This window comes from Psychrobacter aquaticus CMS 56 (assembly GCF_000471625.1).
GTDB lineage: Bacteria > Pseudomonadota > Gammaproteobacteria > Pseudomonadales > Moraxellaceae > Psychrobacter > Psychrobacter aquaticus.
Genome location: NZ_AUSW01000019.1, coordinates 1 through 20,894 on the forward strand (window position 1 = coordinate 1; position 20,894 = coordinate 20,894).

Here is a 20,894-nt window from a genome sequence, read left to right on the forward strand (position 1 = left end):
AGCGTTTAGGCCAAACGTAATAACTCATTGACGGATGTTTTGGCACGGGTTTGCGCGTCTACTTTTTTTACGATAATGGCAGCATATAAGCTGTGCGTGCCGTCTTCTGACGGTAAGCTGCCGGGTACGACGACCGAACCTGCTGGTACACGGCCACGATGAATCTCACCAGTCTCGCGATCATAGATGCGCGTAGATTGACCGATATAGACACCCATAGAGATGACAGCGCCTTCTTCTACAATCACGCCTTCAACGATTTCAGAGCGTGCACCGATGAAGCAGTTGTCTTCGATAATAGTAGGGTTGGCCTGTAATGGCTCTAATACACCGCCGATACCCACGCCACCTGACAGATGGACGTTTTTGCCGATTTGAGCACATGAACCAACCGTCGCCCACGTATCTACCATGGCACCTTGATCGACATAAGCACCGATATTGACATAAGATGGCATCAATATGGCACCTGCTGCGATGTATGAGCCTTTACGTGCTACGGCTGGCGGTACAACGCGTACGCCAGCTTCTTTGAATTGCGCTTCGGTCCAGTTGGCAAACTTAGTCGGCACTTTGTCATAAAACTGGATATGTTCGCCCGCTGACATGACGTAATTGTCGTTTAAGCGGAAAGAAAGTAGAACGGCTTTTTTTGCCCACTGGTTCACGACCCATTCGCCATCCTTTTTTTCTGCAACGCGCAGACTACCATTATCTAATTGCTCAAGCACTTGCTCGATGGCATCACGCACGTCTTGTGGCATGTTGCTTGGGCTGTATTCATTGCGATTTTCAAAGGCTTGTTCGATGATTTGTTGTAATGACATAAAAATTCCTAAAGTAAATGAAAGGGAGAGAGTGCTCAATATTATAGTTAAAGGGCTGGTCTGATAGGTACGAAAGACTTGCTTGCCATATTGTCGCTAATTTGGCGACTTTTAGCAAACAAGTTACACGCAAACCGTGACGCTGATCTTAATTAGCTGAAATATGACTCTTTATCCACGCTAAGATATCTTGATAGACGGTTTGATTGTCTTTTTCATGTAATGGCTCATGGCGCATATTTGGATAGAGTTGAATGTCTATATTGTTAAAGTTTTGCTTATTGAGACGCTTGACAATCTTACGAATACTTTTACCCATATTACCAATGGGATCTTCTTTACCACTGATAAAGAACATCGGGAAATTTTTGGGTATCGTCGTCGCCCAGTTTTTATGCAAGCTCGCTTCCATCAACGTAAATAATGTCATAAAGCCATTGTTGGTAAATTCGAAACCTGTCATTGGATCGGCTTCAAAAGCAGTAATATTTGCAGCGTTTTCGCTCAACCAAGCAAATTGCGATGTAGAGGTGCGATTTTTAAGTTTGGTATTGAGTACTTTATTCATAGCCTTAGCGAGCATGGTATTTGGCTGTCTAGGCATTACGGTCGCCAGTATTTTATTAACAGGCAGTAGCACTTTGATCAATGGGTTGGCATCGGCTGTGCCCATTAGAATGGCTCCTGTGAAATTGTGCGCATGATGCTTGAGCACGTTGCGTACAATAAAAGAACCCATGGAATGACCCATGACAAAATGCGGAACATTAGGATGGCGTGCTTTTACGTTATCTGCCATGACAATGACGTCTTTTAAGAGAGACTGTACTGGATGTTCCTCACCAAAAAAACCAAAATCCACTTCTGTTTTAACAGTCTGACCGTGACCAAGCTGATCATATGTTGCCACAGCGATACCATTGTTTGCCAAGAATTGAGCAAAATCTGCATAGCGACCGCTATGTTCTGCCATACCATGCACAATCAGTAAAGTCGCTTTTATAGTGATGTCTTTATTGCTTGGTTCAAAAAAATCATGATGCAAGTAGTGAGTGTTATCGGAGGAGAGAATGTGATCGTTACTTGTATCAGTGTTCATATACAATTCCTTGAAAGGTTTTAATGGTGTGTGATCTTTATGAGTAAGATAAATCGTCATTTTAAACAGCATTTAAACAATTGGCTTATTATACGGCTGTCATCATAAGTGAGGGTATTTGATGCTGGTAAATCATTTTGTTTTTTTATCGTCGTAAGCCATGTGTATGAAAATAGCACTTTTAAGGGAATAAACGTAGGAACAATTTAGCGACAAAGCCTTGTGGGGTCAATGCTATTTAAGATATTTACGTATTTTAAGAGATAGGCCGTTCAAAGTAAAAGAAACGCACCTTAAATAGCACTTCGCTGAGATAAATGTTTATCAAGAAATGAGTTTGTCGCTATTTGATTGCTGATAGAGGTTTACAACATACTTAAATTTTGCTTAAATGGTTTAACTAATGAAACTTTGTTTCGCATAGCAGAACGATATATCATAATTAAAACGATATATATTGCAATTAAATAGAGTAAATAAACGGCTATTTTCTGACGCAAATAACGTTAACTATTGGGGTTTGAGCGTAAAAAGAAAGTAGGTGAAGGTTTTTTTATCTAAAAAATTGCTATATTATTACAGAATGTAACGTATCAATATTTACACATTGATACCGTTAGACATACTCAATCGATTACTTCAAGGATGAATGCAATGATCAACTCTTTTAAATCCCCATTACTATTATCAGCACTGCTGAGTGCCACTTTAGGTCTCACAGCATGCTCCTCTCCAAGTTCAGAAAGCACTGACAGTACGTCAGCAGATAGTGCTGCCGCTGCCGATAAGCTGGATACCAAGTTTCTGACCATTGCCACAGGCGGAGCATCTGGCCCTTACAATATCATCGGTACGTCATTATCAGAAGTTTATGTCAAAACCTTTGGGGTGAATTCTAAAACACAAACCACAGGCGCTTCGGTAGAAAATGTCAACTTATTGACCCAAGGCAAAGTCGACATGGTGTTGGCATTGAGTGATGTGGTCACAGACGCGGTCGAAGGCAAAAATAACTTTGATCAACCGATAACCAATATTCAACAGATTGCGGTTTTGTATCCCAATGTGGTGCAAATCGTCACGACCCAAAAATCCGGTATCAAAAATATTGAAGACTTAAGAGGCAAGCGTATTGCGGTAGGCGATCAGGGCTCTGGAACGGAAGTAAATGCTCGTACCCTGCTAGAAGGCTTCGGTATCACTTATGATGATGTGACCGTTGATTATTTGGGTTTTGCTGAAGCGGCTGATGGCATGAAAGCAGGCAAAATCGAAGCGGCATTCTTTAGTAGTGGTTTACCAAACTCGTCATTGATGGAGTTAGAACAGGGTTTAGACTTACAGATAGTCACGATTAACCAAGACAAACTAAAAGAAATCATTGCAACCAAGCCTTACTTTAAAACTTTTGAGATTCCTGCTGGCACGTATGGCAATGACGCTGCAATTCCAACGGCTGCTATCATGAATGCGTTATTGGTCAGCTCTGATTTGTCCGAAACAGATGGTTATAAGTTGACCAAAGCGTTATTTGATAACTTGGAAGGTTTAAAAACCGCTCACCAAGCGGCCAATGATATCAGCTTAGCAACCGCTACTGAGGGCATGGTTGCGCCTATTCATCCTGGTGCGAAGAAATACTACGATGAACAAGCCGCCAAATAAGCGGGTATGGTTGCTCATTGGTGCAGCAATGATTGCTGCGCTGGTTGGTGTTATGTTATGGCAGCTCCTTGTCCGTCAGCCTGTGATTGAGGTGCGAGTTGCAGGCGCTGATGGAACGAGCGATCAGGTCTGTTATTTCAGTCAGCCTAACTTTCAATTGCGCTGGATGCATTCGGTAGAAAAGCAGTGGTGGGAGGAGCAGTACCAACGTCAGCGTGATGGACTGCTGTTGACCACCACATATTTTGAAGCGTTTGGTGCAGGTACACCTTCCACCGAAACGCTTGCTCCCATACAAAAACCTGGCTATCTGGGTTATCAAATCAATGAAAAGCTGCCCAGCCTCAATTGGGTGGTGTCAAGGCTGACTAAAGGCGAAATTGATTATGATAACTATCGAATTCTCATTCACCGATGGGTACCAGACTATTCTGAAGTAACGATCATACCCAAAGCGTATGGTTTCATTGATAGATTTCAAAAGGACTTGTGCCATGAACTCCCAAGTGACGGATCACGGTAGCGTGGCTACTCTGCCAAACGCTCATATTGATAAAGATGCTGAGGCTGACGCTGTCAATCGAGCAATATTAGAAAAATACGACCGAGAGTCAATTACGCGGCACATCACTCAAGGGCCAGTCAAATACATCATTGCTGGACTCTGCATTTTATATTCACTCTTTCATTTGTATATTACCTTCAATCCGATGCCAGCATTGCTACAGCGTTCTGTGCATGTGGGTATTGGTTTTGCCCTGATTTTTTTGATTTTTCCAGCAAGTAAAAAAAGCAGTCGTAAGCGGGTGGCATGGTATGACTGGCTTTGGTTTGCTTTTTCCTTATCAGGGATGGCTTATCTGATATACGAATACCAAGATATTGTCACCTCGCGTGGCGGTATGGCAAATCAGGTTGATGTGATATTTTCACTGATTACCGTTATCTGTGTGCTAGAGGGCAGCCGCCGTATTACCGGTTGGATTTTGCCTATATTGGCAGGCATATTCTTGGCCTATCCGTTTGTCAGTCATTTGGATTTTATGCCAGATAGGCTACTGACACGCCCTTATGATATGGGAGATATCTTTGGTCAGTTATTTCTAAAGACAGAAGGTTTATATTCTGTTGCGATTGGTGCGTCAGTAACGTTTATCTTCTTGTTCATTCTTTTCGGGGCGTTCTTAGCGCGCTCAGGAATGGGGCAGTTATTTAATGACTTAGCCCTGGCAATCGCTGGTCACAAAAAAGGCGGTCCTGCAAAAGTGGCTGTCATTTCTAGTGGCTTTATGGGCAGTATCAACGGTTCAGCGCTGTCAAATGTGGTGAGTACAGGCGCTTTTACTATTCCATTGATGAAAAAGGTCGGTTATCACAAAGACTTTGCGGGCGCAGTCGAGGCCAGCGCCTCGGTTGGTGGACAGATATTGCCACCGATTATGGGTGCGAGTGCTTTTATTATGGCAGAGACCACAGGACTGCCTTATAGCACGATTGCATTGGCGGCATTATTACCCGCAATATTGTATTATCTGGGTGTCATTGCGCAGGTACATTTTCGTGCTGGACGTCGTGATTTGAAAGGTATCGCTAAAGAAAGCTTGCCCGCCGTCAAAGAAGTGCTCAAAGCGCGCGGTCATATGCTACTACCGATTGTCTTCTTGGTTTTCTTATTAATCCGAAATGTGCCAGTGGGTTATGCAGCGGCTTATACCATCGGCTTTACGGTTGTGATAAGCATGTTGCGTGCTGAAACCCGTATGAGCTTTTCTGATATTTTGGGCGCGCTAGAAGACGGGGCGCGTCAGTCATTGGCGGTGATGGCAGCTTGTGCGGTCGTCGGCATTATCATCGGGGTGGTGAGTCTGACCAGTTTTGGGACAGTGATGACATCATCTATTGTGACGCTTGGCGCAGGATCGCTGTTTTTCACCCTAATTTTAACCATGTTGGCATCTATGGTTTTGGGTATGGGATTGCCATCGATTCCAGCTTATATTATTACGGCTACAATGGCAGCACCAGCCTTGGCAGGGTTTGATATTCCAATTTTATCGGCGCATATGTTTGTTTTCTACTTTGGTATTTTTGCCAATATTACACCGCCTGTATGTTTGGCAGCTTTTGCTGGCGCGGGTATATCTGGCGGTGATCCGATGAAGACAGGGTTTTTGTCACTCAAACTGGCACTCGCCGGATTTATCGTGCCGTTTATGTTTATTTACAATCCAACGATGCTGATGATCGATCCAACGGGTCTTGCGGTAACGGCGAAAGATTTCCCACTGCCCCCTATTTTAGACATCATCACGGTAGTCGTAACGTCGGTTACTGGAGTCATCGCATTAAGCTCGGCATTAGAGGGCTATTTTAAAGGTGATATGAATCCACTGACGCGCGTTATCCTAGCTTTTGGCGCTTTGTTGTTGATCTATCCGGAGATCACTACTGGCATCGTAGGGGGCGTTATCGTCATTGCTATTGCTTTGTTCAATATAAAAACGAGTAAATCGTCGCTGCCTTTGAATGCTTAACTTTTTTGTCCATTATTTTGTTTTTTGATGTGTTATGTTTGTACTATTGTATTTTTAATTGTGTGACTAACAGGGTTTTATACCACTATGAAATCGACCATCGAATTACTTGAGCATACTGACTTTCCGGCTATCAAACGCCGTCAATTGACAATATTACAGGTCAATATGGGTTACTTATGCAATATGTCTTGCGTCCATTGTCACGTAGCCGCCAGTCCTTATCGTACGGAAATGATGTCACGTGAGTTGGTTGAGCTGATCCCCAAAGTTTTGCAAGCGCAAAATATCGATACGCTTGATTTGACAGGCGGTGCGCCTGAGATGCATGAAGATTTTAAATATTTGGTTAAAGCAGCTCGCGCACTGAACGTCAAAGTAATAGACCGCTGCAACTTGACCATTCTTATGGAGGATGGTTATGAGGACATGGCGCAGTTTTTAGCAGACAATCAAGTCGAAGTAGTGGCATCCTTGCCATGTTATTCCTTAGAAAATGTAGACAAACAGCGTGGCAAGGGCGCGTTTGATGACAGTATATTAGGATTGCAAAAGCTTAATAACATGGGCTATGGCAAAGCTGATTCAAATTTGACATTAAATTTGGTTTATAACCCACAAGGTGCAACGCTGCCACCCAACCAGCAGCAGCTCGAAGCGGATTACAAGCGTGAGTTAAAAGCACACTTTGATATCGATTTTAACCAACTATTTGCATTGACCAATATGCCGATTCAGCGTTTTGGCGCGGTGCTCTTGGCTAAAAATCAATTCCACTCGTATATGGATTTGCTCAAAGAAAACTATGTGGCATCCAATTTAGCTGAGGTCATGTGTCGCTCGACTATTAGTGTCAACTGGCTGGGCGAATTGTTTGATTGTGACTTTAATCAGCAGCTAGAAATTCCTGTACCCAATAAGTCACGGCGACACCTAAGTGATCTACTGACCCAAAACCCTTCTGGTGACGAGATTGCCATTGCTGACCATTGTTATGGCTGTACAGCAGGGCAAGGAAGTAGTTGTGGTGGGGCGCTAGAAGAAGAGTCGGCAGAGAAAACGATAGAAGACATGACAGTTTAGTAGTTCATGTTAAGACGATGTAGATAGGTACACGCGTACAGAAGTAAGGTAAAATTTTAATCAATATCGGCTGACTGATACCTATTGTGACGGTGTATTCATTGAAACTCTCTATCATTATTCCATTACTCAATGAAGCAGATAACCTGCCCCAGCTAATTGCCCATGTCACAACACTTCAGCCAGCGCCGCAGCAAGTCATATTGGTTGACGGTGGGTCAATGGATGGTTCGGTTACTATCGCTGAAAATTTACTCAAAGCGTCATTAGAGACTGCTCAATCTGCGATTGACTGGCAGGTTGTCGAATCCGCTGCTGGACGGGCTCGGCAAATGAATACAGGTGCAAAGCTGGCGACTGGTGACGTTTTATTATTTTTACACGCAGATACACAGTTGCCGATGGATGCAATAAATGAGGTACAAGAGGCAATGCTTCAGTATGACTGGGGACGTTTTGATGTGCGCTTGGACAGTCCTCATCCATTATTAAAAATTGTTGGGATAATGATTAATAAGCGCTCACGCCTAGTGAGCATTGCAACTGGCGATCAAGCTATTTTTATCAAAAAATCTGTGTTCGAACGACTGGGTGGCTATCCCGACCAGCCATTGATGGAAGATATCGAGCTGTGCAAGCGTCTAAAAAAAATTGCTCGGCCTGCTTGCTTACATAGCAAAGTGACGACGTCAGCGCGGCGTTGGCAGCAACATGGCAATTTTCGTACGATTTTTTTGATGTGGCATTTGCGCTTTGATTATTGGCGCGGCGTAGCGCCTGACGTCTTAAAGCAGCGTTATTATAAGCATTGAAGTTGTAAGTACTTAATATATTAATATCAAAAATAAGTCAGTAAAGAGACCTGTAATAATGTATTCAAGCCCTTGCAAAGCGACAACTGAGCTACAAACGCGGTATAAAAGCACGTGTGTGATATTATTTGCTAAATATCCAGCACCTGATATGGCAAAAACTCGCTTACAGCCAGCACTGGGTGTGGAGGGTGCTGCGTATATGGCAAAGCGGCTATTATTGCATAGTGTCGAGCAAGCAGTCGCAACGGGTTTTACGATTGATCTATGCGTGAGTCCAGCGCCAATAGATCCCTGCTGGCAAACGCTCAAACTGCCTGACTCGCTCCAATGGTCTACTCAGGCAGAGGGCGATTTAGGCATGCGTCTACTCACTGCCAGTCATCATGCATTTAGAAAATATCAAAAAGTCGTATTGATAGGATCTGATTGTCCTAGCCTCACGACAGAACGTATTCAAACAGCGGTACAGGCGCTAGAACAGCACGATGCGGTCATGATACCTGCTTCAGATGGTGGTTATGTGTTACTCGGATTCAAACAAGTTGATGAAAGTCTTTTTTTAAACATCAGCTGGAGTACCGCTAGCGTAGCTGCAGTGACGCAGCAGCGTATTGCTGCACTAGGTTGGACACTAGCGCGATTAGCACCCTTACATGATATTGATGAGCCTGAAGATTTACAGCACTTACCAGTAAATTGGCTTGAGACTTCTGACAAATAATTTTAATAAATAAATCAAACATATATCGCAGCATGGTTTTTTTACGCCCATTTACTAAATTTTAGCTGGATATTGCTATTAATAAGGATATTGTTATGCATGACGTTGTGCAAAACTACTATGGTAAAGAGCTACAAGGTACTGATGATCTAAAGACCTCGGCGTGTTGTGATATCAGCAATATGCCTGAGTGGCTAAAGCCGCTACTGGCAAATATTCATGATGAGGTATTAAGCCGTTATTATGGCTGCGGACTGGTATGTCCTGCGCTGCTTGAAGGTTGCCGAATTTTGGACTTAGGAAGTGGTTCAGGCCGAGATGTCTATGCACTTGCGCAATTGGTTGGCGCGACGGGGCACGTAGTCGGTGTCGATATGACCGATGAACAGTTGGCAGTCGCCAAACAGCATCAAGACTATCATATCGATAAGTTTGGCTATGATAATGTGACGTTTTTGCACGGTTATATCGAAAAGTTAGATGAATTAGATCTTGCTGCTGGTAGCTTCGATATTATTGTCTCCAATTGCGTCATCAATTTATCACCAGACAAAGCGGCAGTGATGGCGAGTGTGCAGCGCTTACTTAAGCCGGGCGGTGAGTTTTATTTTTCTGATGTGTATGCTGATCGCCGTATCCCGCAACATCTGATTGATGATCCAGTATTGTATGGCGAGTGTTTGAGCGGCGCGTTGTACTGGAAAGACTTTATAAGGCTGGCACGAGGGGCAGAGTTTTCAGACCCACGTCTGGTCGAGGATCGACCGCTTGAAATTACAGACCCCATACTGGCTGCCAAAATCGGTAATATACAGTTTTTCTCTGCCACTTATCGTTTATTTAAGATTGCAGCACTTGAAGATGCCTGTGAAGACTATGGACAAGCGGTAATATATAAAGGATCTATTGAGCAGTCGCCACATCGTTTTGATCTCGATAAGCATCATGCTATTGAGGCTGGTCGAGTATTTCCTGTGTGTGGTAACACCTTTCGCATGCTACAAGAATCCCGCTTTGCCCCGCATTTTGAATTTATCGGTGATGACAGCCGCCACTACGGCATTTTTGCAGGTTGCGGTGAGCTGATGCCATTTCATCAAACTATGATGCCAGCAACTGGCTTGGGTGTTTGTTGTTAAACTGGTATAAGTTTTTCTAGCTTGCTGTGCCTTCGCAAACAGAGGCTGCGAAAAATTCATTCCAGTCCCGCTGGCTCGTTTTTATACTGAACTCACTATATACGGCTTAACATTACAAAAAGTTTGGCTTGTTGTATTATTTTAGGCTGGTATCTATTAAAACAGGTTTTATTATTTAGGTTAACAATGCAGCCAATCTGATTTTGGTATGCTCATCCATCGCCTCTATAGGCGTGACCAATGCTTGTGCTAAAGCATTATGAGCGATTGAATCAGGTGATTCAGCGGCAATCAAAGCAACTGCTTCCTTAATGACTTTTTGAGCGTTTTCTGCATTTTTCATTAGATTTTTTATGGCGTAGTCGGCACTAACCGCTTCTTCGGTAGGATGCCAACAATCAAAATCTGTCACCAAAGCCAATGTCGCATAAGCTATGCTGGCTTCGCGTGCCAGTTTGGCTTCTGGCATATTGGTCATACCAATGACATCCGCCTGCATTTGACGATACCACTTTGACTCTGCACGGGTTGAGAACTGCGGCCCTTCGATACAAATATAGGTCGCCTGCGGATGACAGGTTCCCTCATCAATCTCGGCTTTGTCATAGGCGCGTGTTAGGATATTTGCGAGAGCAGGGCATAGCGGGTCTGCCATCGATATATGAGCCACTGCACCCTCGCCGAAGAATGTACTCACTCGCTGCTTGGTCATATCAATCATTTGATCTGGAACGACCATATCTAATGGTTTGAGTGGTTCTTGTAGAGAGCCAACCGCTGATACTGAGACGATATAACGTACGCCCAACGTCTTTAGTGCGTAGATATTGGCGCGATAAGGGACTTCAGACGGGGTCAGTTTATGTCCTTGACCATGCCGCGTCAAAAAAGCGACCGTTACGCCCTCTAATTCACCAAGGACAATGTCATCAGATGGACTACCATAAGGTGTTTGTATCGTCACGCTGCGTTTATTGGTCAGTGCTTGGATTTGATAAAGACCACTACCGCCAATGACAGCAATGTCAGCAGACAATGCTGTTGAGGGTTCTATTGTAGATATTGTCATAAGAGTTATCCAAATTTGGTCATAAAAGACAACGGTGCTTTTTCATATAAGAAAGTATTTTTTGGCTTAATTAGAGTGCGTTTTATAGGACATGCTATTAAAGTTAAAACTGAGACAAAATATAGCAGAACTTGAATGGTAATAAAAATCAATTGGAAAGTACAATTCAGTTCTGTTGTGTCAATCAACACACTCTCATTTTTAGGTATTGAGATTTTAACAGATCACAAAAAAGGGTGAGTAACAATGTCTGTTATTCACCCTCTATATTCTTAGCTAATAGCTTAATAGTCAAACTATCAATTAACAGCCAAGTTTACCTTCAGCTTCCAATGCCTTTTTGCTACGGATTGGGGCTGGGCAATCTTCGCCATAGTACTGGCGATCAGCGAAGTAACTTGAGCGTACCATTGGGCCTGCCCAAATGCTAAAGAAACCAATCTTTTTGCCGTAATCCATATAACGCTGGAACTCGTCTGGATGGACATAACGATCAACGGGCGCGTGGTTTTTACTCGGTTGTAAATATTGACCAACCGTGATCATATCAACGTTATGCGCCTTCAAATCATCAAGCAAAGCATAGATTTCTTCTTCAGTTTCACCAAGACCGACCATAAAACCGCACTTGGTAGCGATGTCAGGACGGCGCTCTTTATAAAGCTTGAGCAAATCGAGTGAATGCTGATAGTCAGAACCCGGACGGAAAGCTTTGTACAGACGTGGCACGGTTTCGATATTGTGGTTAAACACATCGGGCGGTGTTTCTGTCAGCAAATCCAAGGCGATATCCATACGACCACGGAAATCTGGTACCAGTATTTCAATCAAGCAGTTGGGGCTAAGGGCTCTTGATTCATTGAGTACTTCTACAAAATGGCCAGCGCCGCCATCTTTGAGATCATCGCGATCCACAGAAGTAATGACGGCATATTTTAGCTGTAAGCCTAAAATAGTCTCAGCAGTATGACGCGGTTCATCAGCATCTAGCGCGTTCGGGCGACCATGTCCGACATCACAAAATGGGCAGCGACGCGTACAGATATCGCCCATAATCATAAAGGTCGCCGTGCCATCAGCAAAGCACTGCGGCAGGTTAGGGCAAGCCGCTTCCTCGCAGACGGTATAAAGCTTTTGCTCACGCAAGGTGGCTTTGATACGTGCCACTTCAGCTGGTGACGACATTTTTACCCGAATCCAATCCGGCTTTTTCTTGGCCTCGACGGTCGGGATAACTTTAATTGGGATACGCGCAACTTTATCGTAGCCGCGTAGCTTTTCGCCTTGAATGGCTTTTTTCGGTTTGGCCTTAGCAGCAGGCACATGGGTTTGTACGGCAGTTGTCATAATAGAATTATCTCTTAACCCTTTATGGTATAAGGGTTTATGGAATTATCAGAATGTTTTATGAGTGGAAGTATTATAACAGAAATGTGGGCGTCAATTTTTAATCAATATTGTTAAGACTACTACGATTCGTCCGATGACCATAGTTTTAAATATCTATATCAATATTTAACTCATTCACTATATCTATGGCTGTGTGAAATGCTTTTCGACTTTCTAGGACAATCGCACCGTTATGAATGACACCATGGATATAACCCCTAAAATCGGGTCACTAAGCCATGTTATCAAAACAGTGTTTGAGTGTTTTAGAGAAACATATAACCCTCATATGGTGTTTGCTTACGTATAAAGCAAGTTTTTATTGAGAAGAGCAAGGAGGGAAATACCAGTGATAATAAAATGTGCAATGATATTATTGATGGGACTATTTTTATAATAAATGTTGGATATGGCCTTACTATGAGCCTTTTCAGAGCTGAGCCATTAACATTTAGAACGTTTTACGCTATGATTGCAAGAATCATTATTTCATCTAGTACACAGACGCAGGCAGTCATGCTGACTACCCACGTAATGTGCTAAATCCCCAACTAACGAGGACGACTATTGTGTTAGAAGCTTATCGTAAACATGTCGAAGAACGTGCTGAGCTCGGAACTGTACCGCTACCACTGAACGAAAAACAAGTAGCAGAATTGGTTGAACTATTAAAGAACCCACCAGCAGGCGAAGACGCATTTTTGATGAACCTGCTAGAAAACCGTATTCCTGCGGGCGTTGACCAAGCGGCTTACGTTAAAGCAGCATTTTTGGCAGCTATCCTTAAGGGTGAAGCATCATCTTCCCTTGTTAGCAAGCAAAAAGCCGTTGAAATCTTGGGCACGATGCAAGGTGGTTATAATGTTCAGCCATTGGTCGCTGCACTAGATGACGCCGATGTTGCACAAGACGCTGCTGAAGCATTGAAAAAAACGCTATTGGTATTTGATGCCTTCAATGACGTGACTGAAAAAGCGGAAGCGGGCAATACGATTGCAAAAGAAGTCGTTCAATCATGGGCGGATGCTGAGTGGTTTTTGAACCGCGCTGCTGTACCAGAAAAAACTACTTACACAACTTTTAAAGTCACTGGCGAAACCAATACGGATGACTTGTCACCTGCGCAAGACGCGTGGAGTCGCCCTGACATTCCATTGCATTCATTGGCCATGCACAAAAACTCTCGTGATGGCATCAATGCTGACGAAGAGGGCGTTGTCGGTCCAATGAAGCAGATCGAAGCGTTGAAAGAAAAAGGTCATCCGCTTGCTTATGTGGGTGATGTTGTTGGTACTGGTTCTAGCCGCAAGTCTGCGACCAACTCAGTACTCTGGCTCATGGGTGATGATATCCCTAACGTACCAAACAAACGTGGTGGTGGCCTAGTACTTGGTAACAATATCGCTCCTATCTTCTTTAACACCATGGAAGATTCTGGCGCATTGCCAATCGAAAAAGTAGCCGTTGATAACCTAAACATGGGTGATGTGTTTGATATCTATCCGTATGAAGGCAAAATCACCAAGCATGACTCTGACGAAGTGCTATCAACATTTACACTGAACTCGCCAACATTGCTTGACGAAGTGCGTGCTGGTGGCCGTATTCCACTAATCGTTGGTCGCGGTTTGACCAATCGTGCTCGTGAATATATGGGTCTTGGACATTCTGACATCTTTGCTAAGCCAGAAGAGCCAGCTGATACGGGTAAAGGCTTCACCCTTGCACAAAAAATGGTTGGTAAAGCTTGTGGCCTTGAAGGCGTACGTCCTGGTATGTACTGTGAGCCTAAGATGACCACCGTTGGTAGTCAGGATACGACTGGTCCAATGACCCGTGATGAGCTAAAAGACTTGGCATGTTTGGGTTTCCAAGCAGACCTAGTGATGCAGTCATTCTGTCACACGGCGGCTTATCCAAAGCCAGTTGACGTTGAAACTCAGCACACACTACCTGACTTTATTATGAACCGTGGCGGTGTAAGCTTACGTCCAGGTGATGGTATCATTCACTCATGGTTGAACCGTATGCTACTTCCAGATACTGTCGGTACTGGTGGTGACTCGCATACGCGTTTCCCAATGGGTATTTCATTCCCAGCGGGTTCTGGTCTGGTTGCCTTTGCCGCTGCGACTGGTGTGATGCCACTTGATATGCCTGAGTCTGTTCGTGTTCGTTTTGTTGGTGAGCGTCAAGCGGGTATTACGCTACGTGACTTAGTCCATGCGATTCCTTATCAAGCGATCAAAGAAGGTTTATTGACTGTTGATAAGAAAGGCAAAATCAACGAATTCAACGGCCGTATTCTTGAAATCGAAGGTCTAGAAGACTTGACCGCTGAGCAAGCATTTGAGCTATCTGATGCGTCAGCTGAGCGTAGTGCTGCTGGTTGTACCATCACGCTATCTGAAGCGTCAGTGACTGAGTACTTAAACTCAAACATCACGCTACTAAAGTGGATGATCTCAGAAGGATATGGCGATGCCCGTACGATCAGTCGCCGTATTGAGCAAATGCAAGAATGGCTAGCGAAACCAAGCCTACTACGTGCTGACGAAGACGCTGAATACGCTATTGATATGACGATTGATATGAGCACGATTAAAGAGCCAATTCTTTGCTGCCCGAACGATCCAGATGATGCAAAAACCTTGGCTGATGTCGCTGGTGATACCATTGACGAAGTATTCATCGGTTCATGTATGACCAACATCGGTCACTTCCGTGCCGCTGGTAAATTGCTACAAGACGTACCAGCTGGTAGCCTCAAGACTCGTCTATGGATTGCACCGCCAACCAAAATGGATGCGCGTCAGTTGATGGAAGAAGGGTATTACAACATCTATGCTCAAGCCGGCGCTCGTACTGAAATGCCAGGGTGTTCACTATGTATGGGTAACCAAGCACGTATCGCACCGAAGTCTACGGCGGTATCAACGTCAACTCGTAACTTCCCGAACCGTCTTGGTCAAGGCGCCAACGTATACCTAGCGTCTGCCGAGCTTGCAGCCGTGGCAGCAGTACTTGGTAAATTGCCAACGAACGAAGAATATCAGCAGTATGCTGGCATGCTTAACAGCATGGGCGATGAAGTGTATCAATACATGAACTTCGACCGTATGGAAGACTATACTGAAGAAGCAGATAAGATTAATGTCGCTCAATTGACCTAATAGCTAATCTGAAAATGTTTTTAAGTTTTAAAGAAAACCCCGTATCGTCATGATGCGGGGTTTTTTATTATGATCTGCTATTTTTAAATGAAGCTATAATAACGTTTTACTTACCCTGATAGACTGGCTTACGCTTTTCTATAAAGGCGCTGACTCCTTCTATAAAATCATCAGTTTTTGCCATCATGGTCTGTTGTTCAACCTCCATATCTAAGGCTTCGTTCAAACCGGCAAAAGCGTGTACATTGAACATATGCTTCATAGAAGCCAAAGCTTTACTTGGTAATTGGCTTAATCGCAAGGCCAATGCTTGTACAGTGGCGTCTAGCTCATCAGCACTAACGACGTTATTCACAAGATTTAAGCGCGCCATATCGTCTGCTTTGAGTTTGTCACCTAGCATCACAAGCTCAGTGGCTTTTGCCGTACCAACCAGTTGATTTAACAAATAAATACCACCAGCATCTGGAATTAAGCCAATATTAACAAAGGCTTGAACAAACTTTGCGTTGTCTGCTGTAATACGAAAGTCGCAAGTGAGCGCCAAGTTCATGCCCGCACCAGCGACCGCGCCTTCTAGTTTGGCAATGATCGGTTTATGGACATGACGCAATTTTAAACTGACTTCTCCTGCGCCCTCTACCATCCCTTTTAGTTTATTAGAAACAATGTCCTTGTCCAATCCTTCAGACAACATCTCTTTAATATCACCGCCACTTGAAAAATTACCACCAGACCCTTGTAAAATAATGACCCGTACCTGATCATCGGCTGCTGCTGCATCCAGCGCTTTTAATACGTTGTTTTTCAAAGGCGTCCCAAAAGCATTTAAGCTTTTTGGATCGTTAAAAGTAATGGTAGCAATGTGCTGGTCAACTTGATAATCGACTATAGGCTGTGACATTCTATATTCCTTTAATGGTTTATTATTTATGCTGATTACTATAGCAGCTTGCCATGATTATAAAAGCGGGTTTTGTGGGCGCTTAAGACATTTAGCGGTGCTGGTCATGTGCTTCAAATTGCAGTGTAAATCTGTAGTATGAGCTTAAGTACAAAATTATAATAATTGGCTCGATAAAGGTGGATGAGTCACAAAAAGGGTATTCGGTAGCGTATTAATGGATTATGCTAAGAGGCAAGCTGAGCGTGACAGAATGATATCATGCAATGCACAAATCTTTAATCAAACAAGGAAGTGGTTATGCCAACGATAAAAATTAACGATGTCGATATCTATTATGAAGACAGCGCGCCAAATGATGTGCAAAAGCCAGTAATGGTGTTTGCCCATGGCCTACTATGGAACACGCGGATGTATGATAAGCAAGTTGCGCACTTTCAAGAAGACTATCGTTGTATTGCTTTTGACTTTCGTGGACAAGGGCAGTCGCAGATGACCAAGTCGGGTTATGACATGGAGACGCTCACTGAGGATACACTAGAGTTGCTTGATGCACTTAATATTGAGAAGTGTCACTTTGTCGGATTATCCATGGGCGGCTTTATCGCGCAGCGCATTGCAATTAAGCGTCCTGAGTTGCTGCTGTCGCTCACGCTTTTAGAAACGTCCGCTGACCCAGAAGATCCCAAAAACGTGCCGCAATATCGCAAGCTGGTCAAAGCCATTCGCTGGTTGGGTATTAAGCGCGTGAGCAGCAAGGTTATGCCTATTATGTTCGGCAGTACTTTTTTAGCAGATAACTTGCGTAAATCTGATCGCAAACAGTGGCTCACGATGCTACAAGGCAATCGCAAAGGTGGGGTGGTGAAGGCGACGATGGGTGTCATTGAGCGGTCAGGCACTTATGAGCAGCTGGGTAATATCACCACACCGACCCTCATCATCGTGGGTGATGAAGATGCCGCCACGCCTTATGCAAAGTCTGAACGTATGCATTTTGCGATTGCAGGCTCAAAGCTTGCGGTTATCAAAGGCGCTGGTCATACGTCAACAGTAGAGGAGCCAGAACAAGTCAATCGAGTGATACGTCAGTTTTTAGAAAATTGTGTGTAAAGTATTGAGTAATACTCCTTAGCTTTTAGCATTCAATACTGAATGAAAAGGCCGCTATCACATCATGATGGCGGCCTTTTTTTGCAAATTTTTTGTCAGTATAGAGGCTAATTATGGGATCGTTACAATAGTGAGCCGTAATCACTATTACCATCATCAATTGTCCCAAACACTTCCGCTCGATTGACAATTTCTGCTGCCCAAGCGCGATGCGTGGCTGGTTCTAGCATGGTGTTGTTGTATTTGAATACTGCTTTAGCCTCGCTATGAAGTATCGCTTGCGCCTCATCCAAGGTACTTAATGGTACACAATACGCTTGTTGTACCAATGCGATTTGGCTGGGATGAATGACGGTTTTGCCGACCAAGCCCAAACTGACATCATGAGTCAATTCTTGCATAAATAACGTGGGTTGATCTAAGTATTCAAAAACTGGTGCGGTTAAATAAAAACCATGCGGCACAAAGCAGCCAAGTAGCTGATAGGCAAGAGTACCGATAGGGGTGTCATAGACGATGCTGTTTTTAGGACGTCGCAAACGTAGAGTAGCAAACAAGTCATTACCGCCAATACGCAGCGCAAAAATTGGCTGACTAAAGGCTTCTTTAAAGCCAATGGCCAGCTCTTGGTTGTGATGCGGATTAAAGAATGCAGCAGTTTCGAGTGTTGGCATTAGCAATTGATCAGTACTTAGGTTCTGACAAGCCATTCGCCAATCAGATAAACTACACATATCAACTTTTGGCATGACGAAGCCATCGATAAGATCGATATGGTCATAGTCAGCCAGTTGCTGTAGCATCGCAGGATTGCGTGGGCGTATGAATACCAAGGGACGTATCGGATGTTGGGTTTGCTGCTCTGGCTGAAGTCCAGCTTTTCTCGATGGCACATTGATACTGTCGGCGTGATCGGCCCACGTATGAAGCAGCGTCTTTAAGCGCGCAAGTGCCAAATTGACATCATTATGACTGACGGCATCTTCTAGACAAATAATAATGCTGTTGATCGTCGGAAGTTTGTCACGCTTAATGACTTGCCAAATATCTTGGCGAGTCGCAGGCATATAAAGGCTGGCACCAAGCTGATAAGGATGATGAGTGTGCAGCTTGACCATCTCATGACGCTCAGTAATCAGATGTGCATAAGACTGAGTATAATGATAAAGGTTTGATTCGTGGTTTAGCATATCTGACATAATCGGCATCGTGAATAGTGAGTGGTTATAAAAGGTAGGAGGTATGTATCATTGATTTTAATATAGCAAGAACTAATGGTCTTTGGTACGCTGTTTGATAAGCGTGATGGCTTGATAAGGCAGTATTTTATCACCTAATACACTTATAGTGATGCTTCGCTGCGCACATAAATGTCTTAGCAGTATGGTATCGGGATGATTGGCAGTTGCCAGTAGGATACGTTCCGGATCGCGGCGTAATATTGCTCGTGTCGCCTCGGCAATGGTCGGCTTAATACGGTTGCGATTGGTGATATCGTATTCTGCTGCCAGCTTATCTATTAAGTCAGCGGTTTGGTAGCGTGGTTGCTTAAACATTGGCAAGCATTGAGGCGCTTTTGTTAAATTGCGGCGTGTTGCATCGATGTGATCGATAAAAGTTAAGCTATGATCTGCTTCAACTAAATTGTCGTAAAAGACACTGCGATGTAGCCCAGATTGTGGCTCAGTATATAAGCTGCGAGATATGAGTCCCGATACCGTACTATTTAGGAGTCCTGATGGTATCAACCAATCCTCCTCACTAGCAGCCAGCCAAGCGACGCCTGCTGGATCAGCAAGGGTCAATAATGGAATCGCGTCTGTGCCTTGATGAAAAATATTGGCAAAATTGCGGTGATCTGGGTCGCTGAATGCCTCTAGGCTACGAGCCAGCTCTTGATAAATGGCGCCCTTACCTGTCCAACCATCGACAAATACAATGGGACTGTTCGGATAAGCCTCTAGCAGCATTTGTAAGGCAAGGGGATCAAGACCACGATCACGAATAATACTGATACCATAATGTACACTTGGTAAAGTATAGCCACTATTTGGATCGGATAATGCACGCTGTAACAATACGCCAATGGGTAAACCTGCTCGCACTAAGCTAACTAAGATTAGTGGATGCTCATCATTAACGTTTGTCTGAAAGACATGATGGAGCGTATAAGCCAAATCAGCGATATCAGCCGCGGCTCTGATCGCGCCTTGTGCCAATGCCTGTGTATATAATTGCTCATGCATCGCACTTGGCGCATCTTCTAACGTCAACATATCTGAATAATGACGTTGTCCACTTTGGATGAGCGCTTCTTTTTGATTAACGGGTACGTCAGCCACGGCGTCTTTCTCGACAATATCGAGTAGCACAGTCACATCGCTGGCAAGATAGCTGCCTGAGCCATAATCTTCTAAATTCGCTCGTTTTATATTTATATTATTTAAAGTCATAGTAGAAATATTCACACTCGTTGTGATGACAGTTAGGTCATAGGTTTATCAATGAGCATGACGCTGCTCGTGCAACTGACCATGATTGGGCATACCGTACCAGTCAAGCAGTTGTAGAAATGGTAAATCCGCTAGACTGTCACCAAAGCCAAAACTTGGGCGTTGACTGTCCAAATAGTTGTCTAATAAAAACTGCACTGCATTACGCTTGTGAACGCCATGCGGTAATATCGCCAAATTATTGGCATTCACATGCACATAAAAGTGTTTATCAAAATCTGGTATGAGTACTGGCAGTTGCTTAGCCAGATCTGCCAGTATTTGATGGTCTTTTTGTGCGTGCTTGATAGCCAAATAGATGGTTAGTTCGCTCTCGTTAGAGCCATCATAGAAGATATCCATATGCGGTGCAAAAACCAAGTCGTTATGCATATTTGCAGAATGACGTTTAATCAATTCTGACAGCTGGGATAATTTATCTTGTATAGGCGCAAGTGTATCGTACATATGCTGTTGCCACTCGCTTAATAACTGCCCATCAGACATCAAAATAATCGCACCGTGGGTTAATACTTGCCAGCTGTTAAAAGGCAGTTTAACGCGTTTGATTTCGCTACGGTCACGGGCGGTGACCACGATTAAGTCAGTGCTAGCATGTAACCAATTAAAGAAGGTGGCTTGGCGCTGACTCATAAAGCTTAACGGCTCACCTTTTTTATTGACGGTCGCACAAACCAAGCTCTCAGGCTCAGTGGTCGGCAAATTCCATGCGTCAATTTTACGCTGGGTTTGGAATAGAGTGTCGTCCAAATCCATAAGAGCATAGGGTCTGGTAATGTTTGGATTGGATGCAAAAAATGGGGTGTTCATAAAAGTGTCCATAAGTGATAGGTTCGAATATCAGAAAATG

17 protein-coding genes are annotated in these 20,894 nt (G+C 43.8%); 9 read left to right on the top strand and 8 right to left on the bottom strand.

Going from position 1 to position 20,894, the window contains the following annotated elements; all coding sequences use genetic code 11:
- Positions 1-5: 5 nt before the first annotated feature.
- On the bottom strand, positions 6-827 hold the full coding sequence (dapD, locus tag M917_RS05910) for a 2,3,4,5-tetrahydropyridine-2,6-dicarboxylate N-succinyltransferase (RefSeq protein ID WP_021813878.1): 822 nt from the start codon (positions 825-827) through the stop codon (positions 6-8).
- Positions 828-975: 148 nt separating this feature from the next.
- Entirely contained in the window at positions 976-1,926 is a 951-nt protein-coding gene (locus M917_RS05915; RefSeq protein ID WP_021813879.1) for an alpha/beta fold hydrolase, read from the bottom strand.
- A gap of 654 nt (positions 1,927-2,580) precedes the next feature.
- Here M917_RS05915 and M917_RS05920 point away from each other — a divergent pair.
- The 7 genes from M917_RS05920 to M917_RS05950 all read left to right on the top strand — a co-directional run bounded on the left by M917_RS05920 (position 2,581) and on the right by M917_RS05950 (position 9,883).
- Positions 2,581-3,591 (top strand): TAXI family TRAP transporter solute-binding subunit, encoded by a 1,011-nt coding sequence (locus M917_RS05920; protein WP_021813880.1) that lies wholly within the window; start codon positions 2,581-2,583, stop codon positions 3,589-3,591.
- A complete protein-coding gene (locus tag M917_RS05925) occupies positions 3,572-4,114 on the top strand; it encodes a DUF1850 domain-containing protein (protein ID WP_040642128.1) in 543 nt (180 codons plus the stop codon). The genes M917_RS05920 and M917_RS05925 overlap by 20 nt, the downstream gene beginning before the upstream one ends.
- Positions 4,086-6,125: a TRAP transporter permease gene (locus tag M917_RS05930; RefSeq protein ID WP_021813882.1), complete on the top strand. Its 2,040-nt coding sequence runs from the start codon at positions 4,086-4,088 to the stop codon at positions 6,123-6,125. Before M917_RS05925 ends, M917_RS05930 begins: the two co-directional genes overlap by 29 nt.
- An 87-nt stretch (positions 6,126-6,212) precedes the next feature.
- A complete protein-coding gene (arsS, locus tag M917_RS05935; RefSeq protein ID WP_021813883.1) occupies positions 6,213-7,208 on the top strand; it encodes an arsenosugar biosynthesis radical SAM (seleno)protein ArsS in 996 nt (331 codons plus the stop codon).
- A 92-nt stretch (positions 7,209-7,300) separates the two neighbouring features.
- The gene (locus tag M917_RS05940; protein ID WP_264629455.1) at positions 7,301-8,020 is read left to right on the top strand and encodes a TIGR04283 family arsenosugar biosynthesis glycosyltransferase; all 720 of its coding nucleotides are present in this window, start codon (positions 7,301-7,303) and stop codon (positions 8,018-8,020) included.
- Positions 8,021-8,138: 118 nt separating this feature from the next.
- Entirely contained in the window at positions 8,139-8,744 is a 606-nt protein-coding gene (locus M917_RS05945; protein ID WP_040642142.1) for a TIGR04282 family arsenosugar biosynthesis glycosyltransferase, read from the top strand.
- A gap of 95 nt (positions 8,745-8,839) precedes the next feature.
- Entirely contained in the window at positions 8,840-9,883 is a 1,044-nt protein-coding gene (locus M917_RS05950; RefSeq protein ID WP_021813886.1) for a methyltransferase domain-containing protein, read from the top strand.
- A 175-nt stretch (positions 9,884-10,058) separates the two neighbouring features.
- Here the strand turns inward: M917_RS05950 and mtnP are convergent, their stop codons facing one another.
- Positions 10,059-10,952 (bottom strand): S-methyl-5'-thioadenosine phosphorylase, encoded by an 894-nt coding sequence (gene mtnP / locus M917_RS05955; protein ID WP_021813887.1) that lies wholly within the window; start codon positions 10,950-10,952, stop codon positions 10,059-10,061.
- A gap of 303 nt (positions 10,953-11,255) precedes the next feature.
- Positions 11,256-12,299, bottom strand: coding sequence for a lipoyl synthase (gene lipA / locus M917_RS05960; RefSeq protein ID WP_021813888.1), 1,044 nt, complete (start codon positions 12,297-12,299; stop codon positions 11,256-11,258).
- A 611-nt stretch (positions 12,300-12,910) separates the two neighbouring features.
- On the opposite strand from lipA, the gene acnB reads away from it, so the two are divergent.
- A complete protein-coding gene (gene acnB / locus M917_RS05965) occupies positions 12,911-15,514 on the top strand; it encodes a bifunctional aconitate hydratase 2/2-methylisocitrate dehydratase (protein ID WP_021813889.1) in 2,604 nt (867 codons plus the stop codon).
- A 106-nt stretch (positions 15,515-15,620) separates the two neighbouring features.
- Here the strand turns inward: acnB and M917_RS05970 are convergent, their stop codons facing one another.
- Complete coding sequence (locus M917_RS05970; RefSeq protein WP_021813890.1) at positions 15,621-16,418, bottom strand: enoyl-CoA hydratase/isomerase family protein; 798 nt, start codon at positions 16,416-16,418, stop codon at positions 15,621-15,623.
- A gap of 300 nt (positions 16,419-16,718) precedes the next feature.
- On the opposite strand from M917_RS05970, the gene M917_RS05975 reads away from it, so the two are divergent.
- On the top strand, positions 16,719-17,531 hold the full coding sequence (locus M917_RS05975) for an alpha/beta fold hydrolase (protein ID WP_021813891.1): 813 nt from the start codon (positions 16,719-16,721) through the stop codon (positions 17,529-17,531).
- Positions 17,532-17,653: 122 nt separating this feature from the next.
- Here M917_RS05975 and M917_RS05980 read toward each other — a convergent pair whose 3' ends face one another.
- From M917_RS05980 to M917_RS05990, 3 genes are all read right to left on the bottom strand, one after another.
- Complete coding sequence (locus M917_RS05980; protein WP_227500818.1) at positions 17,654-18,730, bottom strand: HpcH/HpaI aldolase/citrate lyase family protein; 1,077 nt, start codon at positions 18,728-18,730, stop codon at positions 17,654-17,656.
- A gap of 72 nt (positions 18,731-18,802) precedes the next feature.
- The gene (locus M917_RS05985; protein WP_021813893.1) at positions 18,803-19,984 is read right to left on the bottom strand and encodes a cysteine protease StiP domain-containing protein; all 1,182 of its coding nucleotides are present in this window, start codon (positions 19,982-19,984) and stop codon (positions 18,803-18,805) included.
- A gap of 48 nt (positions 19,985-20,032) precedes the next feature.
- Positions 20,033-20,854 (bottom strand): HAD hydrolase family protein, encoded by an 822-nt coding sequence (locus tag M917_RS05990; RefSeq protein ID WP_021813894.1) that lies wholly within the window; start codon positions 20,852-20,854, stop codon positions 20,033-20,035.
- Between the last annotated feature and the right edge of the window lie 40 nt (positions 20,855-20,894).

Bases quoted from the DNA above. Each gene is read 5' to 3' on its own strand.
- dapD (WP_021813878.1), bottom strand. From the start codon at position 827: ATGTCATTACAACAAATCATCGAACAAGCCTTTGAAAATCGCAATGAA.
- M917_RS05915 (WP_021813879.1), bottom strand. From the start codon at position 1,926: ATGAACACTGATACAAGTAACGATCACATTCTCTCCTCCGATAACACT.
- M917_RS05920 (WP_021813880.1), top strand. From the start codon at position 2,581: ATGATCAACTCTTTTAAATCCCCATTACTATTATCAGCACTGCTGAGT.
- M917_RS05925 (WP_040642128.1), top strand. From the start codon at position 3,572: ATGAACAAGCCGCCAAATAAGCGGGTATGGTTGCTCATTGGTGCAGCA.
- M917_RS05930 (WP_021813882.1), top strand. From the start codon at position 4,086: ATGAACTCCCAAGTGACGGATCACGGTAGCGTGGCTACTCTGCCAAAC.
- arsS (WP_021813883.1), top strand. From the start codon at position 6,213: ATGAAATCGACCATCGAATTACTTGAGCATACTGACTTTCCGGCTATC.
- M917_RS05950 (WP_021813886.1), top strand. From the start codon at position 8,840: ATGCATGACGTTGTGCAAAACTACTATGGTAAAGAGCTACAAGGTACT.
- mtnP (WP_021813887.1), bottom strand. From the start codon at position 10,952: ATGACAATATCTACAATAGAACCCTCAACAGCATTGTCTGCTGACATT.
- lipA (WP_021813888.1), bottom strand. From the start codon at position 12,299: ATGACAACTGCCGTACAAACCCATGTGCCTGCTGCTAAGGCCAAACCG.
- M917_RS05970 (WP_021813890.1), bottom strand. From the start codon at position 16,418: ATGTCACAGCCTATAGTCGATTATCAAGTTGACCAGCACATTGCTACC.
- M917_RS05975 (WP_021813891.1), top strand. From the start codon at position 16,719: ATGCCAACGATAAAAATTAACGATGTCGATATCTATTATGAAGACAGC.
- M917_RS05980 (WP_227500818.1), bottom strand. From the start codon at position 18,730: ATGTCAGATATGCTAAACCACGAATCAAACCTTTATCATTATACTCAG.
- M917_RS05985 (WP_021813893.1), bottom strand. From the start codon at position 19,984: ATGACTTTAAATAATATAAATATAAAACGAGCGAATTTAGAAGATTAT.
- M917_RS05990 (WP_021813894.1), bottom strand. From the start codon at position 20,854: ATGAACACCCCATTTTTTGCATCCAATCCAAACATTACCAGACCCTAT.